A 16,243-nucleotide genomic window follows, 5' to 3' on the forward strand; every position below is an offset into this window, starting at 1 on the left:
CCGCCGTCGCCGCTGCACCTGTTGGGCTCGACTTCGACGAGGTGTTGCGGACGCCGCTGACGAAGCTCCCAATCGAGGCGTCAGGCGTGCAGCCTGGTGGGATTGAAGAGGACCGCGACCGCGTGGCCGTCGCCGTTCACGGCCGTGTCATCCGGCGGGCTCCGGCAGGCAGCAGACGGTGGTCGGGCGCGGCTCGCCGCCGGCCGGCTCGCAGAGTCCCAGCTCGTTGACGTCCCATTCGGCGCGGATGCTGCCGAGCGCCGCACCATCCTCCTCGGGAAGCAGGCAGCGATCCGCCCCGCCCTCCGTCACCGTCGTCGTCCCGAGGAGCGCGCCCTCGCTGCACGCGCGATCCGAGTAGGCGCTCACCCGCGCGACGCACTCCCTCGGCGTGCGGCTGGGCACGCAGACGCACGGCGCGCAGCCCCGCGTGAGGTCCCGGTCATAGAAGGTGAGCTTGTCCGAGAACCTGGGCCGCTCCCCGGGACCGGCGGGCGGATAGCATTCGTGAGGCCCCTCGTACTGCGCGATCATGCAGTACCGCCACCCGGGGGGCACGTTGGTCTCTTGCTGGTTGACCATGCACACGTCGCCGATCTCCGGACACGAATTACTCCACACGACGCCACTGCACGCGACCGCAATCTTCGCAGGGCTCTTCGGCGGAGAGGACTCGCCCTCGGCGGACGGCGTGCACGAGCCATCCGGCACCGGCGCGATCCAGATCGCGCTGAACTCCTCTGCCGGCACGGTCCCCGGAGACGTGCATTCGCCTTGCCAGTTCCAGGGCGGATTGAACGGCCGGAGCGTCTCCGCGGGGGTGTTCTCACACGAGGCGTCCGAGTGCGCCGCCACGATCCCAGGCATGCGGCAGTACGGAACGCTGCATTTGCACGTGGGACAGGGCTCGTCGCCCGGCAGCAGCGTCCGGAACCGGAAGGACGTCCTCGGGGCGATCTGCTCCGTGTCGCGACTCTGGAGGTCGAAGCCGGTGAGGTCCTCGCACGCCGGCTCGGGGTCGTCAGCGTCTCCGATCCACAGGAGCATCGGCTTGTGAAAGCTGTCCATCGGTTGTATCACGCACTTCCCGCCGCAGACGCCGTTGCTCGTGCCGTCCTCGTTGGTGATGAGGCAGGGATTCCACGGCTCGCCGCACGGCGGCTCCGCGCTCCCGCAGCCGCCCGCGACCAGCGCGCCGCCCAGGCTCCCCAGCGACAGCGAGATCGACGCGCGCAGGAGCCACCATCTTCCGTTCCAAGTCATCGCGACCTCACCGCCTTCCCCACGCGCTCCCGAGGAGCCCCTACCCCCTGAACCTTCGGTTGGCTCCTGCCGCGGGCGGCGCGCCCGCCGCCCGCCCGTATTCTCGACCACGCCCTCACGGCGCCTCCAGCGCCTTCGGCAGACAGCAGACCGTCTTGGCCCTGGCGACCACATCGTCCTTGATGGGTTCACCGCGCGTCGGCTTGCACGTCCCGGGCTCGTTCGAGAGCCATGTCGCGCTCACGCTGCCCAGGCTGGAGGTAGGCTCAGGAACCAGGCAGATCCCACGCTCGGCCACATCGGCGCCGACGAGGATGTCGCTGCAAGCGGCATCCTCCCAGGCGACCACGAGCGCCTCGCACCGGCTCGTCGCCGGCGCCTCGCAGGTGCACGGCGAGCACGCGGGCGCGGTCACCAGGTCCTCATAGAACACCCCCAGCCTGTCCGAGAAGATGTTCCGAGGGTCCGCCCCTCCCTCGGGCTGCTGGCAGCCGAGATTACCGCTCCCGACGATGCAGTGGCGCCAGCCGTCGGGCAGATGGGCCGGCTGCTGCTCGAGCATGCAGAGCTCCCCCTTTCCCGGACACAGCTCGTCCTCCACCACACCGCTGCACCCGACGGCGACCTCGCCCACGCCTCCCGCGAGGGGCTGCGGAGGCTCGTCGGCCACGATCGGCGTGCACGGCTCCCAGATCGCCGGGCCGATCGAGAGCGAGCCGAGCTGCTCCGCCGTCACCGTACCGGGCGACACACACGAGCCGTCCCAGCCTGCCGGCAGAAGGAACGACGTCTGCGTCCCCGAGCTGCCGTCGCCGCAGGCCTCGATCGACCTCGCCGTCACGATCTGCGGGAGCGCGCACGCCGGCGCCGTGCACGCGCAGGCGGGGCAGTCGTGCGTTGGCTCCGGAATGGCCCGCGCGAAGAGCGTCCGCGTGGCGCCGCCGAACGGGATCCGCTCGCCGGTCCCGGGGACGATCCGCACGAGCTCGGCGCACGACGTCGGCGCGAGCACCTCGGGCCCCGTCCAGACGAGCTTCGGCGCGCCGAACGAGTCCGGCGGCGCGTGGACGCACTGCCCCCAGCAGTGCCCGTTGCTGGTGCCGTCGTCGTTCCGGATCTCGCACGCGACGGCCTCTGCGCAGTCGTACCCCCCGGCGCCGCTGCACCCGCTGGCCGCCGCCACCCCTCCGAAGCAGACGAGCCAAAGCCCTGCCAGCCCTCTCTGCCGCACGCTCCGCATCAGCACCGCTCCTTCCGGCTCCGGCGCAGCCTCACCAGCTGCCGGAGAAGATCACGCCCCCGCCATGCGCAGCCGCGAGCGGCGCCGCGCGCACGGCGCGCTTTCCCGGCGCCGGCGCCCACAGGAGCGACGAGAACGCGACCGCGCCGGCGACTCCGGCGCCGATGAAGCTCCCCCATGCGGCGGCCTTCAGGGTGTCGCGCGCCTCGATCATCTCGCGCAGCACACCGCACGGCTCGGCGTATGCCTTGGACAAGCACGCCGCCGCCCCGTTGCGCTGGCGGATCTGGGCGGCCTGCGCTTCCGCCTCCCCGCCGCGCACCGCCGCTGCCACGGCGAAGCCCGTACCCAGCGCAATCCCGGCGGACGCCAGCGCAATCCCGCCGACGCGGAACACCGTTCCCGCCGACGGCCCCCCGGGCGTCGCGGCCGGCGCAGGCGCGACCGGCGCCACAATCGACGCAGATGCAACCGGCGCAGACGCAACCGGCGCAGGCGCAGCCGGCGGCGGGGGCTTGGGCTCCAGGTGAAGGCCGACCATCGACTCCCTCCCCCGCTCCGCCTCGAACGGATAGACGTCATCGACATACCCATCGAGCGTGCCGCGCGCCTCGTGCCGCCCCGGATCGAGGTAGACGAAGTACATCCCCTGTCCGCGGCCGATCGACTGGCCGTCGATGAACACCTCGGCCTCGGGCCGGCTCACCGCGACGGTCGCGAACGAGACCTCGCGCTCCGCCTTCTCGAGCCCCGCCCGGAAGCGCCGCTGCGCCGCCGGCTGGAGCGTCTCCGGATACACCAGCGACTCCCGCAGGTGCTCCGCCGCGTCCCGGGGCCGCCCCAGCGCGAGCTCCGAAAGCCCGAGCTCCCCCGCGAACTCCGGCCGCGGATCCGCCTTCCACGCGGCGCGATACGCCGCCTCCGCGTCCTCCCTCCGCCCCGCGCGCCGCGCCCTCTCGCCCCGCGCGCCGCGCCCTCTCGCCCCGCGCGCCGCGCCCTCTCGCCCCGCGCAAACGCCTCTTCGGCCTCGGAGCGCATCAGGGCCGCCCCGGACGGTCCAGCAGAAGGCTCCTCCCCGGCGGCCACCGCCGCGCGACTCCACACGACAGCGGCGGCGACCACGGCGAGGAGCCACCGTCCTGTGGACGTCATCTCCGCGGCATACTAAGCGTCGACTCTCTTTTCTGTCAAGCCGCGTTGGTCCGGAGAAAGTGACGGAATCGACTCGATCGTCAGGCAATTCTGGTCGCGCCGCGAGAATGCTCGCCCTGCTGCGCTGCGCGCCGAGCGCTCGCGCCACAGGCCTGCCTCGGCTCAGCCCGACATGCCGAATTTCAAATGTCGAACGAGCTCGCCAGGTAACTACGCAGGCATGGGGAAATCGTCTCGCAAAACCGACAGCACCACCGCGGACGCACCGCTCACCATCGAGTCGATCATGGCCGAGCACCTGGAGACGGTCCGCCGCTACGTGGAGCGCCAGGGCTTCCGCGGCGCGGATCGAGACGACCTGGTCCAGGAGATCTTCCACGGCGCCTCGCGGTCGCTGCCCCGGTTCGATCCCCGCATCGCCACCGTGCGCACCTGGCTCCTGCGGATCGCGTTCAACCTGACTTCCAACGAGCGCAAGCGCGCCCATCGCCGGTACGAAGAGCTGTGGCCGGAGGACGCGCTGGAAGGCCTCTCCAGCCGGGCGCCGGATTCCGAGACACGGCTCATCGAGGCGGAACAGAGCGACATCCTCGCGGATCTGCTCCAGGAGGTCCCCCCGCGGCGCCGCGCGATCCTCGTCGCGCACGACCTCCGGGAGGAGGCGGTCCAGGACATCGCCGAGGAGCTCGCGATGCCGCGCAATACCGTGTGGAACGACCTCCGGCTCGCGCGGCTGAGCCTCGACGCCGCCGCGCGGCGCTGGCAAGCGCGGAGGCGCGGCCGCGGCGCCCTGATTGCGCCGCTCGCCTTCGCGTTCGACGCGACCGAAGCGCGCGCCTCGTCGGGGCCGCTCCACGGAGGCCGGCTGCGGCGGCTGCTCGACCGGGCTCGCCGCGCCTTCCGGCGCGCGCCGTCTCACGGCGCGGCCCGCTCGGCGGCGAGCTCGTGGAACGCGTCGCTGGCCCGCCCACGTGCCATCCGCCGATCGATGGCCAGCGCCGCGGCCGGCGTCGTGGCGGGCGCGCTCGCCCTGCTGGCCCCCGGCGGGCGCGGCGAGATCCCGTCGCCGAGCGCCCATGCGGTCGCGCTTCGCTCCCCGCAGGCCGCATGGCCCGCTCAGCCGAGCGCCCATGCGGTCGCGCTTCGCTCCCCGCAGGCCGCATGGCCCGCGCAGCGCGACAGCGCCGTCCTCGCGGGCCCGGAGGTGCCCTCGGAGGAGCGGGCCCAAGGCGAGGTGAGCGGCGCCCTCACGACCGCGCGCCGCGACCCGCCGAGGCCGCGATACCCGCCCGGCCCTCGCCGGGGCGAAGGCATCCAGTTGCCCTCCTCCGAGGCCCGGCTGATCCGGCAGGCCTTCGCGGCGCTCGCCGCCGGTCGCCACGACGCCGTGCGGCTCCTGATCGAGCAACACCGGCGCGACTTCCCGCGAGGCGCTTACGCGAGAGACCGCGAGGAGCTCATGCGACGGCTGCAGGCAAAGCCGCGCCGCAATTGACAGGGAGACAGGAAGACAGGGAGACAGGGAGACGGGGAGACAGGGAGCAGCGGCCCGCGCCCCGGCGCAGTCGGCCCCGCAGAGCGTCCGATTCGTGCCATGCCGTCCCGTTGAGCCCGAGAGGTGTTGCCATGGCCCCTCGGGCTCTGCCAACATCAGCGCGTTTTGCTCAACCCAAGGAGGCGCCTATGGCAGACCCCTACATCGATCCTTTCGAGACGAAGATTTATGGCAAGTTCGCGCGCGAGCAGATGGCCGCGGTCCTGATGGGCAAGATCGCCGCCCTCGACGGCATGGTCGAGTTCGCGATGGGCAAGCAGCTCCTCGCCGATCAGGCGATGTCCGACGTCCTCGATCGCCAGCCCAAGCCGGCGCCGGAGCTCGACACCGCCGAGGTGCTCGACGAGGCGCGCGACGTCATCGTGCGGTTCGGCTCGTACCTCGACTCGCTCAAGGGGAGGCCGGTCGAGCCCAAGGTGTTCTTCCGCGGCGAGATGCCGAGCGTCCTCGCGCGCCGGCGGATCACGAAGCTCACCGCCGCGGTCGGGCACATCGCCGACGAGCTCGAGCGGCAGCGCCAGAAGGTCCGCGGCGCGGAGGCGTGGCTGGCCGAGCTCAGGGAGGTGCACGAGAAGCTCGGGATCCTCGAGCGGCAGCAGCGCGCCACGCGCGTCGAGCGCGTCGAGCTCGGCCCCGAGGTGTCGACCGCGCGCGAGGCCTGGCTGGGCGTCTACAACGCCAACAAGAGCCTCGTGCGCGGGCTGCTCGCCCACCTGGGCAAGCCCGAGCTCCTGCCGCTCATCTTCGACGATCTCGCCGAGGTCCACCGCACGACCGGCGTGAGCGACGCCCTCCCGCCGGGCCAGCCGGCGGCGCCGCCCGCGCCGGCGGCCGCGCCGGCCGCCCAGCCGGCCGCCTCGCCGGACGCGTGAGCCCGCGGCCCGCTGCAAGGCTTGATGCAAGTCTTGCAGCGGGCGACTCGGTCGCCGAGTCGGCCGTTTCAAGGCTTGAGACGGCCGACTCGGCGGCCCAGCGGGCCGTTTCAAGGCTTGAGACGGCCGACTCGACGGTCGAGTGAGCCGCTTCAAGGCTTGAAATCGCCAGCTCGGCGACGGAGCCGGGCGTTTCAAGCCTTGAAGCAAGTGACTGCGCGCCAGGGAAGGCGATCTCAAGGCAGGCGAATGCCTCCGCAAGGGCGCGCCACACCGGCGCGCGCGGTCCCAGCGCTCCTCCGCCGCCGTCTCCTCCTTCAGCCGAGCCCTCCGGCTGATCGCGGGTGCCTGCTCGGCACGCCCATCAGCAACACCACAGGCCTGGTCGACAGCATCGTGCTCACCCAAAGAGGCGCGCCGCGCTCACGGAAGCACGATGTCGAAGCTCGGATCCCCCTCCTCGATGACCGACATCAGCCGCTCGAGTACGCCCATGTCGCCGCGGGCGTCGATCCCCTCGCTCGTCGAATCCCCGCTCAGCAGCGCGATCAACCGCGCCTTGCTGAGGCGGAGGGTGAGCTGCGCCTTGCCGTCGGCCGGGCGCTCGACGTAGACGAGCACCCCGTTTCGCAGCGTGACGCGGTAGTTCACCTTGAGATCGATCAGCGCGATATCGAGGCGCAGGTCGAGATCCCACGCGCGCGGACCGTTGATCTTCACCGCGATCGAGTCGAAGAGCTGATCGGGGGTGAGCCGCGCAACGATCGTCGGCGCATTGGAGGCCGTCGGCGTGCCGAAGTTGCCCTTCCGCAGCTCCGTCGCCCCCGAGAGGAAGAAGTTGCGCCACGTGCCGTTCTCGCTGCCGTACCCGAGCTGATCGAGGGTGTCGGCGTACAGCGCGCGGGCACGCGCGTCGTCGGACGCGACGAACACGGCGTGGCTGAGGAGCGTGGCCGCCCAGCGGAAGTCGCCCGCGTCATACGCGCATTTCGCGATATCGAGGACGCGGTCGACGCCGCCGATCGCGTCCACGTAACGCGCGGCGAGCGCCTCGGGCGGATGCGGCCAGAGCTGCGCGGGGTTGCCATCGAACCATCCCATGTAGCGCTGGTAGATGGCCTTCACGTTGTGGCTCACCGAACCGTAGTATCCCCGCGCGTGCCAGGCGTTCTGGAGGGCCGGCGGGAGCACGATCTGCTCGGCGATCTCGGCGCCGGTGAGGCCCCGGTTGATCATGCGCAGGGTCTGATCGTGGAGATAGGCGTAGAGATCGCGCTGCAGGCTGAGGTATTCGAGGACCTCGTCGCGGCCCCAGGTCGGCCAGTGGTGCGACGCGAAGACGACGTCGGCGCGATCGCCGAACCTCTCGATCGCCTCCGTCAGGTAGCCCGCCCACGCGTGCGGGTCGCGGACGAGCGCGCCGCGAAGCGTGAGCACGTTGTGGAGCGTGTGCGTCGCGTTCTCCGCGATGCACAGCGCCCGGAAGCCGGGGAAGAACAGGTGCATCTCCGCGGGGGCCTCGCTGCCGGGCGCCATCTGGAACTCGATCTCGACACCGTCGATGCTGTGCGTCTCGCCGGTCGACCGCACCTCGAGCGTCGGGACGATGAAACCGACGCTCCCGGTCGATGTGGTCTGTCCGAGACCGGCCCCCACCTGGCCACGCGGCCCCCGGGCGAGCGCGGCGCCGTACATGTAGCCGGCGCGGCGGCCCATCGCCACGCCGGCGAACACGTTCTCGGCGACCGCGTGATGGACGAAGCTCTCGGGCGCGAGGATCTGCACCTTCCCGCCGTCCACCTCCGCCTGCGAGGTGACGCCGAAGACGCCGCCGAAGTGGTCGATGTGGCTGTGCGTGTAGATGACGGCCACGACGGGACGGTCGCCCCGGTGCTCGCGGTACAGCGCGAGGGCCGCCGCGGCCGGCTCGCTGGAGATGAGCGGATCGATGACGATGACGCCGGTATCGCCCTCGACGAACGTCACGTTCGAAAGGTCGAAGCCGCGCACCTGGTAGATGCCCTCGACGACCTCGTAGAGGCCGTGCTTGGCGACCAGCAAGGACTGCCGCCACAGGCTTGGATGCACGGAGGTCGGCGCCTCGCCCTGGAGGAACGCGTAACTCTCGCCGTCCCAGACGACAGCCCCGTCGGGTCCGCGGAATCGCGCTTCGGCGACGGTGCCCAGGAAGCCGCGGTCAGCGGCCTTGAAGTCCCTCCGGTCGGAGAAGGGCAGCTGCGCGCGGTAGGCCGCATGAGCGGCCTCGACGGCCGGGGCCGGATCGATCGGTGTGGTCATGACGTGCTCCTTTGCGATCACGTCCGAACCTGGCTGTGACGTCGCTCACCCGCAACCCGCCGCGCTGGTGGGGCCCTCCCCTACGTTCGCCGGATAGACGAGATCAGAACGGCTGAACCGCATCCGGCGCGACGGCTCGGCCAGGATGCGTCCACCCTCCGGCCATCTCCAGCGGCCTCCCTCGCCGTGCTACCTTGCCCTGCCGGTGGCCCCTATGACCCCAGCTCCGGCACGCCTGGTCTTGCTGCACTCCTCCCGCGACGAGGCCCTCGCGCAGGACGCAGGACGCCTACCGGCTGGAGCGGCGCGCCCGCCATCGAGGCGAGCTGAAGGACGGGACGTTCATCGCGCATGGCGCGGACGTCATCGAGGTGCGGGACGAGGACGCCTACAAGCTGCGCTTCCGGCACTTCGCGGAGTTCTACCGGCAGGTGAAGGGCGAAGAGTATCCGCTCGATTACGAGCAGCAGGCGACGATCCATCCTCTGCCCGAGTGCGGCCTGCTCTTCCTGGGCCTGAACTCCGCGTGGCAGATCGAACATCACCACCGCGCCCGCGCCGGCGTCCACACGGGCGCGCTCGCGCGGGCGCTGATCCAGCTCGATCGGGTCGCGAGAGATGACCTGCGGATCGCTGTCTGGCATCACCCGGTCACCAGCGCGGAGCCGGATCACCTCGACGACGCGGGCTTCCTCCCGCAGCTCGCCGTGGCCGGCTTCCGCGTGGCGCTCCATGGCCACGTCCACCGGGCCGAGAACCAGCTCTACCGGTACGACATGAGCCCTGGCGGAAGGCGGCGCGAGATCGTCTCCGCCGGCACCTTCGGCGCGCCCGCGCGGCAATGGGTGCCGGGATACCCGCTCCAGTACAATCTCCTCCTGTTCTCCGGGGGGACGATGACGGTCGAGACGCGCTGCCGCGAGGAGCTGAACGGCGCGTGGCGGCACGACGCCAGGTGGCTCGAGGGGACGGGCAGAGACCCGTTGCCGCGGTATCAGATCCAGCTGCAGTGACGCGCCATCACCCGCCGCGGGCTCGGCGACCGAGTCGGCCGTTTCAAGCCTTGAAGCGGTGACAGGTTGCCGTTGCCGGTCATCGGGCGGACGCCGCCCGAGGACGTGGTGACCCCCGTGGCGCAGAGCTCCGACTGGACGGTCGCGTCGCCGTTGCCATTCCCTTGCCAATCAATAGCTCGGCGGCAGCGGGCACGCCCGCAGAGTCGTCGCGGTCGTGCGCTCCGCTGCCAAGAGCGCAAGGTTCTGCTCGATGCCGGGCAAGTGCGGATTGGCGTTGCAAGCGCGACGGTAGCTTGCCTCCGCGCTCTCGAGATTACCGAGCAGCTGTTCGACGGCGCCGAGGCTGGCGTGGGCCTCGGACAGCTCCGGAAACAAGCCGGTGGCGCGGATGAAGGCTGCTCGCGCTTCGGTCAGCCGCAGCTGCCGGCGCCGTTCGTTGCCGACGTTGTATTCGACGACGCCGAGCACCTCGGACTGGCTGAGTGGACGCGCGTATTCGCGCGCCGAGCCGCCCGGCACCGGAAAGCGCTGGCCGTACCACGCGTCCGGCATCGCCTCACCGGCGCGCAGCAGCTCCACGTTGCGCGCGCCGCCCTGCTCCTGCACCCGCACGTAGAAGTGCCCAGGCATCGTCACCCCGGACGCCGAATGGCCGAGCGCGTCAGCCAGCGCGAGAAACAAGGTACCAAGGCCAACGCAGCTTCCGCGGCGGCGCTCCAGCACGCCGGGCAGGCACACGAAGGCCAGATTCGTGTCGGCCACCTCGCGCACGAAGCTCCAGCGACCGAACAAGAGCTCACTCAACACCGCAGCAGGTGAGCGCTGGGGCGACGAAGCGAGCGCGCTCTCCGCCTCGTCGACGAGACGCGAGAGCTCCGTCAGGCTCCAGGTCACCTGGCTCTCGTCGACAAACGCGGAGTCACGGGCCAGGCCGATCAGGGCGCGGCCGAACGCAAGCTCTCGGCGCGGAGCGCGCCAGCAGCCGCTGCCCGCGAGCAAGAGCAGGAGCGAGCGGCGCTTCATGGCTTCTTCAGCGGCTCCCAGTCTTCCCAGTAGTTGTAGAGATCACGCGCCGTCATCATCCAGATGACCAGCTTCTTCGTGCCGAGCGCCTCGACGCTGCGGCGCAGTAGCTTTTGCCGCACGTTGGGGCCGCCGCCGTAGCTCATGACCAGGTCGAGCGGATACGCGATGCCACGCGCCAGGTGCGCCGAGACGCCAGCGTGCTCGGCGTCCGTCAGCTCATAGACGGCGGTGAAGCTGTCGCCCAAGAGCACGACCGGGCTATCCGGGTCGTCGTCGTACGGCTTGCCGTCGGCAACGACCTGGTGCGCCACGAGCGTCTCAGGCGCGTATTTCTTCTGGTCAGCTTCCGGCAGTCGCGAATGCAGATCGCCGAAACGGGTGAAGCTGGTTTCGCGCAAGTCGTAAGCGCGCTTCTGCCTGGCGAGCTCGGCGTACCAGGGGTACTTCTTCACGCGGGTGGCCAAGAGGTCTGCGGCCAAGCGCAGCCCACGGTCGGTCCAGTGCGTGTCCTGGCGCTGGAACAGAAACGGCTCCGCTGCGCTCGTGACCTTCGCCTGCAGGAATGCCGGCAGCAGGTCCACGGTCTCCACGCCTTCCTCGCTGAGCCTCTCGATCAGCTTGCGGAAAGCCGGATTGATGACCTGACCCGAGAGCGCTGTGAAAGCGGGGTCCAGCTTCTCCGGATACACCTCGAGCTTCGTCGGGACCGGCACGAACAAGAAGTCGACCCCCTGCTCGTCGAGCAGCTTCTTGAACTCGAGGATCACCGGTAGCGGGTTCTTTCCCTTGCGTTGCTTCTCGAGATCACCACCGCTGACGTATTCGAGGTCGTTGCGGTAGAACAGAAAGCCATCTCGCCCAGCCAGCGCCTTGACCTTCGGCGGCATGCCTTTGAGCCGTTTCTTCAGGGCGTCATGGGTCGGCGTGAGCTTGGCCATCCACGTCGGCCAAGAGCCGCCCGCCTGGGCCAGCTCGCGCTGCACGGTCTCGAGCCCCGGCGCGGGGTTCGGCGACGGACGTGTCTTGCTCAGCCGAAGCGCCGGCTTCGCGGGCGCAGCGGCCGCGAGCGCCGCGCCTTCGCCACGCACCAGAAAGACGTTGTACGTGGCTTTGCCTTGCGGCTTGCCGCGCAGCACGATGGTCGGCGCCGGAAACGCGCGCCCACCCAGCTCTTGCTTGATGTAGGGCTCGGTCTGCGCGTCCGGAAAGCTCTGTCCCACCGGCATGAGATCGGTGTTGAAGGACGGGTACCAATACGACGAGAGCTGGTTCGCCCAAGCCTTCACCTCGCTCGGCGACAGCACTGGCGCCACGTAGTCCTTCTGGATCGCAGCCACAAGCACGGGAGTGACGACGCCAGGCGCCACTCGGCCATAGATCTCGGGAAAGCCGTCCCCGTCCTGATCGGCGGAGCCCGCAAAAGGCTTGAACCAAGGCTGAAACTCCACCTTGGCCCACAGCTCCACCGCGCCCGACGCGGCCTGATGAACGAACACCTCGCTCAGGAGCTGGCCGGAGGTGCCGGGCGGCAACTGCAGGCCCCACCGCTCGCTGCGCACGGCTGAGCCAACCTCGGCCAGCGCTTCGGCCCCCGCTACCTTGCGCGCTTGCAAGAACTCCGAAAGCGGCGCGAAAGCCAGCGCTTGCTGCTGCTCGGCCGGCGAGAGCGGCGTCTTCGCGAGATCGCTCGTCAGGCTGCCCTGGTCGAGCTGCCCCGCGAACGCGCGCGAGGTATCGGGCGTGCCCGCAGCCGACATGGGCGTCTCTGGCTCCGGGTCGGCGATCATGAAGTTGCTGTGATAGGCGGCGTAGTCCAACGCGGCGCGCGTCGGGCGTGCCACCTCACGTACCCAGACCTGCGAGCGCGTTCGCGCGTAGCCTTCGTTCAGCGTACGGACGTGAGCGTGTTCGACGCGCGTGCCCGCCCTCGCATCACCCCAGGGGAACTTCGCAGACCCGGCGTGACAAGCGACAATGCCAGGCGCTGATGCGGCGGCGAGCAACCCCCAAACCCCGAGCGCGCGCTTACGCTGCGTCATAGCGACCTCGACGGTAGTTCCACATCACGCGAAGCACCCGGAGCCCGTACGTCAGCGGGTTCAGGTGCGAGACCTCGTCCCCGTAGTGCGTGGGCACCGGCGCCTCGCCGACCGAAAGCCCACGTGCCCGCGCCGAGGCGATGACTTCCAGATCGAAATCGAAGCTGTCAGACAGGTCGTGGAACGGCAGCGCTAGCGCGCGCGGCCCATAGAGGAGGTAGCCGCTGTGGTAGTCCGTCATCGAAAGCGACAGCGTCCGGTTCTCGATGCGGTTCAGCAGCGCATTGCCGACGTACTTGTAGAGGGGCATACCACCCTGCAAGGCCGTGCCCGCAGCGATGCGCGAGCCCTGCAGCAGATCGAGCCCGCGACGCGAGAGCTCCCCGATCAGCCCAGGCAAGGCCTCGGGCGCATACTGACCGTCGGCGTGGATACAGGCGACCAGCTCCGGCGCATCGGCGCGGGCCTTGGCCAGACCGTCTTTCATCGCCGCGCCGTAACCGCCGTTGTTGCGCCGCCGGAGCAAGCTAAGGCGAAACGCCGACGAGCTGTAGCGCTCGACCCGACGGGCCGTGTCGTCGCGACTGCCATCGTCGACGACCACCACGTGGGTGGGCCCCGACGAAGCCAGGCCGCCGACGCGCTCCAGCACCGACTCGATGTGCCGGGCAGCGTTGTACGCAGGGATGACGACCGTTACCTTCATGCGGAGCTCGCGAGCTGGGAGAGCGACGATGCCGCTGCGACGCGACCGCCGTAGCGCTCGACGTAGTCGTGCACGATCGGCGGCAAGGAGGCGGCCAGGCGTCGCTGGGGCTTCCAGCCGAGCAGCTGCCGCGCCTTCTGAACGTCGGGGATGCGTTCCTGCGTGTCGTCGTAGCCGGGGCCATAGAACTCGGCGGCCGACACCGCGCGAAACTGGGCAGGCGCGCGCTCGGGTAACCGCTGAGCGAAAGCGTCGGCCAGCAGCCGAGCGAGCTCCGCGATACTGACGTCATTGTCTGGGTTACCGACGTTGAAGATCTGACCTCTACTTTGCTTCGGCCGCTCGAGCACGCGGCACACGGCTTCGACCATGTCGCTCACGTCCATGAACGTCCGCCGTTGCGCGCCGCCGCCCACGAGCGGCAAAGGCTCCCCTCGCAGCAGCGCGCTCATGAAGCTGGCCAGTACGCGGGGTGTCCCCTCCCCGTCGATGCCGGGCAGGAAGTCCATGCGCGCGCCGATGGTGTTGAAGGGCCGGATGATCGTGAACGGCAACGCGCCGTGCTGACCGTGCGCCCAGATCACCCGCTCGAGCAGCTGCTTGGCGCACGAATACGTCCAGCGCTCGCGCCCCACCGGGCCGAGCAAGAAGCACGAGTCATCCTCGTGCATACGCGCGGCCGGCAGCCCCTGCGCGTCCAGCGCGGTGCGCCCGTAAACCTCGGCGGTCGAGAAATGAACCAAGCGCACGGCGCGCTCCGCGCAGCGCTTCACGAGCGGCAACAGGTGCGTGAAGCTGGCGTCGATGACCTCCAGCGGGATGGTCGAGTACTGGGCTGGGTTGCAAAGCGCCGTGAGCGAGATCACGACCTGACAGCGCTCGGTGACGTCCTCGACGAGCCCCGGCGCCTCGACGCGCGCCTCGATGCGCCGTACGCGCGGGTCCCAGCACTCGAGCTTGGTCAAATCCACGTCGACGGCGTCGACCTGGCAGGCAAAGCGTTCAAGCAAAGCCGGCACCAGGTGCGAGCCGATGAAGCCGCCCGCGCCGACCACGGCGATGCGCGTTTCCCTCACGGTGAGCCACTCCCGGCGGACGGAATGAAGACGTCGGGCCAGCGATCATTGGCCGAGTTGTAGGTGAGGCGCGCGGCCTTTTCGGGCGGCGTGCCCACCTCCCACAGGTAAATCTCGTAGTCGGCGGTGTCGTGGTCGTGACCGCGCTGGGTGATGCCCCAGACCATCCATTTGCCGTCGCGCGACAGCTGCGGGAAGTACTCGTGCGAGCGGCGACCCGGCAAGTCCATGAACTGGAGCTTGTCCAGGTCGACGTCCTTCGGCGGCGTGCCGTCATCGATCGGCATGCGCAGCACCCGGCTATCGCCATTCCCGGTCGGGTGAACCCAGTAGATGGCCGTGTGATCCGGCGTCCAGTTCACCTGGCAGCCCAGCCCGGTCTGGGTCCAGGCCTTCTTGGCGATGTTCCAGATGCCTGTTTCGCGCTTCGAACCGCGCAGCGTGATGGCGAGGTACTTGCCGTCACTCGAAATCTCCGGCTGCTGCAGCAAAGCGCCGTCAAGATCGGATACGCCCTCGCTGTCCATCAACTGCGTCTCTTCGCCGCTGCCGAGCTTGCTGCGAAAGACCTTCGTGCCGCGTACGAACAGGATCTCATCCTCCGAGATCCAGCTACCCCAGCTCGCGCCCTCGACGACCTTCTTCGGCTCGGAGCCGTCCGGCTTGACCGTGTAGATGTCCCATTTGTCGCTGGCGTTGGCGTCGCGTTCGCTCACCCAGCCTTGTTTGCTGCGGCAAAACAGGATTTGCTCGCCGCTCGGAGAGAACCTCGGGAACCAGTCGACCTCGTCGCCCTTGGTGATCTGTTTGACGTCCGAGCCGTCGGTCTTCATCGTGAACAGGTCGTGATTGCCCACGCGGGAGCTGGACCAGACGATGGTGCCGCTGGCCTTCTCGCCGACCTCGCGCATCAGCGCGACGTCCTCCGCGGGCGGGGCTTCGTCGGCCCCCTTCGGGGGCTCGCCCGAAAAGGCCGAGCATCCGAGCACAGCCGAGCAGCACAGAGTACCAATTTGCTGCAGTGGGAAACGCAGGCTCATCTAAATTGTCCTTTCTCGAGCTTCACTCGCGCGGGGTGCGAGGGCGGCCGCCTCGACGGCGGGCGAAGGAAAACAGCGACGCAACCCGGCGCGCACGCCGAGCGGCGCGTAGCCGAGGTCGCTCATGGCTTCGGTCGGGTCGAGATCGGCGTCGTTGACGATGCCGGCTATCGCGCTCGAGGTGAGCGGGGGCCGCTTCATGAACACCGGGAGCACCGCCGCCAGCGCCCGGCACGCCCACACCGGCAGGTGCAAGAACGGCCGAGGCCGATCGTGATGAAGCAGCAGCAGCTCCGCGAGCTCGCGCATCGAAATCACCTCCGCGCCGCTGAAGTTGTAGGTCTTGCCGTGCGCGATCGGCGCGTTGGCGAGCCGCACCAGGCCGTCGACGACATCCTCGGCCCAAACGGGCCTCTTGAGCGCGCCCCCGGCGCCGATGAACGGCACCACCGGAAACCGCCGCAAGTAGTCGAGGAACATCAGGAGCTCCTGACCGCCGCCCTGGTCGTAAACCAGCGTGGGCCGCACGATCGTGTAGGCGAGCCCTGAGCCCTGGACGAGACGCTCGGCCTCGAGCTTGGACTCGGCATAGCGCGTGCGACGGGGGTAAACGACGGAGGCCGACGAGACGTACACGAAGTGCGGCACCCCCGCTCTTCGCGCCTCCGCAACAAGGTGCGCCGTGCCGTCGCGGTTGACGCGCTGAAACATCGTGGGGTCGTGGGTAATGATGATGGCGGCCAGGTGGTAGACGAGGTCGACGCCGCGACACACGCCGGCCAAGGTGCTCGGATCGCTGATATCGCCTTCGCGCACGTCGCAGCCCAGCGCATCCACGCGCGCTCGCGACGGATCACCGGGCAGCACGAGCGCTCGCACTTGCCAGCCCGCTCTGCGCAGCCGCGCCGTCAAGCGGGCGCCCATCACGCCGGCGGCGCCAGTCACCAGGGCTGTCGCCAT

The 16,243-nt window shown here is 69.7% G+C and carries 13 protein-coding genes; 3 read left to right on the forward strand and 10 right to left on the reverse strand.

What is annotated here, in order from left to right; genetic code table 11:
- Window positions 1–147 precede the first annotated feature (147 nt).
- The 3 genes from WMF22_RS29865 to WMF22_RS29875 all read right to left on the reverse strand — a co-directional run bounded on the left by WMF22_RS29865 (window position 148) and on the right by WMF22_RS29875 (window position 3,302).
- Window positions 148–1,263, reverse strand: a complete 1,116-nt coding sequence (locus WMF22_RS29865; protein ID WP_438031985.1) for a hypothetical protein — start codon at window positions 1,261–1,263, stop codon at window positions 148–150.
- Window positions 1,264–1,378: 115 nt separating this feature from the next.
- On the reverse strand, window positions 1,379–2,503 hold the full coding sequence (locus tag WMF22_RS29870) for a hypothetical protein (protein WP_438031986.1): 1,125 nt from the start codon (window positions 2,501–2,503) through the stop codon (window positions 1,379–1,381).
- A 31-nt stretch (window positions 2,504–2,534) separates the two neighbouring features.
- Window positions 2,535–3,302: a hypothetical protein gene (locus WMF22_RS29875; protein WP_438031987.1), complete on the reverse strand. Its 768-nt coding sequence runs from the start codon at window positions 3,300–3,302 to the stop codon at window positions 2,535–2,537.
- A 573-nt stretch (window positions 3,303–3,875) separates the two neighbouring features.
- Here WMF22_RS29875 and WMF22_RS29880 point away from each other — a divergent pair.
- Both WMF22_RS29880 and WMF22_RS29885 read left to right on the forward strand, forming a co-directional pair.
- Window positions 3,876–5,150, forward strand: coding sequence for a sigma-70 family RNA polymerase sigma factor (locus WMF22_RS29880; protein ID WP_438031988.1), 1,275 nt, complete (start codon window positions 3,876–3,878; stop codon window positions 5,148–5,150).
- Window positions 5,151–5,338: 188 nt separating this feature from the next.
- Window positions 5,339–6,082 (forward strand): hypothetical protein, encoded by a 744-nt coding sequence (locus tag WMF22_RS29885; protein WP_438031989.1) that lies wholly within the window; start codon window positions 5,339–5,341, stop codon window positions 6,080–6,082.
- Window positions 6,083–6,505: 423 nt separating this feature from the next.
- Here the strand turns inward: WMF22_RS29885 and WMF22_RS29890 are convergent, their stop codons facing one another.
- Window positions 6,506–8,380 (reverse strand): alkyl/aryl-sulfatase, encoded by a 1,875-nt coding sequence (locus WMF22_RS29890; protein WP_438031990.1) that lies wholly within the window; start codon window positions 8,378–8,380, stop codon window positions 6,506–6,508.
- A 371-nt stretch (window positions 8,381–8,751) separates the two neighbouring features.
- On the opposite strand from WMF22_RS29890, the gene WMF22_RS29895 reads away from it, so the two are divergent.
- A complete protein-coding gene (locus WMF22_RS29895; protein WP_438031991.1) occupies window positions 8,752–9,393 on the forward strand; it encodes a metallophosphoesterase family protein in 642 nt (213 codons plus the stop codon).
- A 171-nt stretch (window positions 9,394–9,564) separates the two neighbouring features.
- Here WMF22_RS29895 and WMF22_RS29900 read toward each other — a convergent pair whose 3' ends face one another.
- The 6 genes from WMF22_RS29900 to WMF22_RS29925 are packed head-to-tail and all read right to left on the reverse strand — an operon-like array spanning window position 9,565 to window position 16,243.
- The gene (locus WMF22_RS29900) at window positions 9,565–10,419 is read right to left on the reverse strand and encodes a transglutaminase family protein (RefSeq protein WP_438031992.1); all 855 of its coding nucleotides are present in this window, start codon (window positions 10,417–10,419) and stop codon (window positions 9,565–9,567) included.
- Entirely contained in the window at window positions 10,416–12,461 is a 2,046-nt protein-coding gene (locus WMF22_RS29905; RefSeq protein ID WP_438031993.1) for an alginate O-acetyltransferase AlgX-related protein, read from the reverse strand. Before WMF22_RS29905 ends, WMF22_RS29900 begins: the two co-directional genes overlap by 4 nt.
- Entirely contained in the window at window positions 12,448–13,167 is a 720-nt protein-coding gene (locus tag WMF22_RS29910; RefSeq protein ID WP_438031994.1) for a glycosyltransferase family 2 protein, read from the reverse strand. Before WMF22_RS29910 ends, WMF22_RS29905 begins: the two co-directional genes overlap by 14 nt.
- On the reverse strand, window positions 13,164–14,243 hold the full coding sequence (locus WMF22_RS29915) for an NAD-dependent epimerase/dehydratase family protein (RefSeq protein ID WP_438031995.1): 1,080 nt from the start codon (window positions 14,241–14,243) through the stop codon (window positions 13,164–13,166). Before WMF22_RS29915 ends, WMF22_RS29910 begins: the two co-directional genes overlap by 4 nt.
- Entirely contained in the window at window positions 14,240–15,283 is a 1,044-nt protein-coding gene (locus WMF22_RS29920; RefSeq protein ID WP_438031996.1) for a TolB family protein, read from the reverse strand. Before WMF22_RS29920 ends, WMF22_RS29915 begins: the two co-directional genes overlap by 4 nt.
- Complete coding sequence (locus WMF22_RS29925; protein ID WP_438031997.1) at window positions 15,284–16,243, reverse strand: NAD-dependent epimerase/dehydratase family protein; 960 nt, start codon at window positions 16,241–16,243, stop codon at window positions 15,284–15,286.

It is taken from the genome of Sorangium sp. So ce204 (assembly GCF_051526795.1).
In the GTDB taxonomy this organism is placed as follows: Bacteria; Myxococcota_A; Polyangia; order Polyangiales; family Polyangiaceae; genus Sorangium; species Sorangium cellulosum_B.

Coding starts and splice junctions, on each gene's coding strand:
- WMF22_RS29865 (WP_438031985.1), bottom strand. CDS start 1,263: ATGACTTGGAACGGAAGATGGTGGCTCCTGCGCGCGTCGATCTCGCTG.
- WMF22_RS29870 (WP_438031986.1), bottom strand. CDS start 2,503: ATGCGGAGCGTGCGGCAGAGAGGGCTGGCAGGGCTTTGGCTCGTCTGC.
- WMF22_RS29880 (WP_438031988.1), top strand. CDS start 3,876: ATGGGGAAATCGTCTCGCAAAACCGACAGCACCACCGCGGACGCACCG.
- WMF22_RS29885 (WP_438031989.1), top strand. CDS start 5,339: ATGGCAGACCCCTACATCGATCCTTTCGAGACGAAGATTTATGGCAAG.
- WMF22_RS29890 (WP_438031990.1), bottom strand. CDS start 8,380: ATGACCACACCGATCGATCCGGCCCCGGCCGTCGAGGCCGCTCATGCG.
- WMF22_RS29900 (WP_438031992.1), bottom strand. CDS start 10,419: ATGAAGCGCCGCTCGCTCCTGCTCTTGCTCGCGGGCAGCGGCTGCTGG.
- WMF22_RS29905 (WP_438031993.1), bottom strand. CDS start 12,461: ATGACGCAGCGTAAGCGCGCGCTCGGGGTTTGGGGGTTGCTCGCCGCC.
- WMF22_RS29910 (WP_438031994.1), bottom strand. CDS start 13,167: ATGAAGGTAACGGTCGTCATCCCTGCGTACAACGCTGCCCGGCACATC.
- WMF22_RS29920 (WP_438031996.1), bottom strand. CDS start 15,283: ATGAGCCTGCGTTTCCCACTGCAGCAAATTGGTACTCTGTGCTGCTCG.
- WMF22_RS29925 (WP_438031997.1), bottom strand. CDS start 16,243: ATGGCGACAGCCCTGGTGACTGGCGCCGCCGGCGTGATGGGCGCCCGC.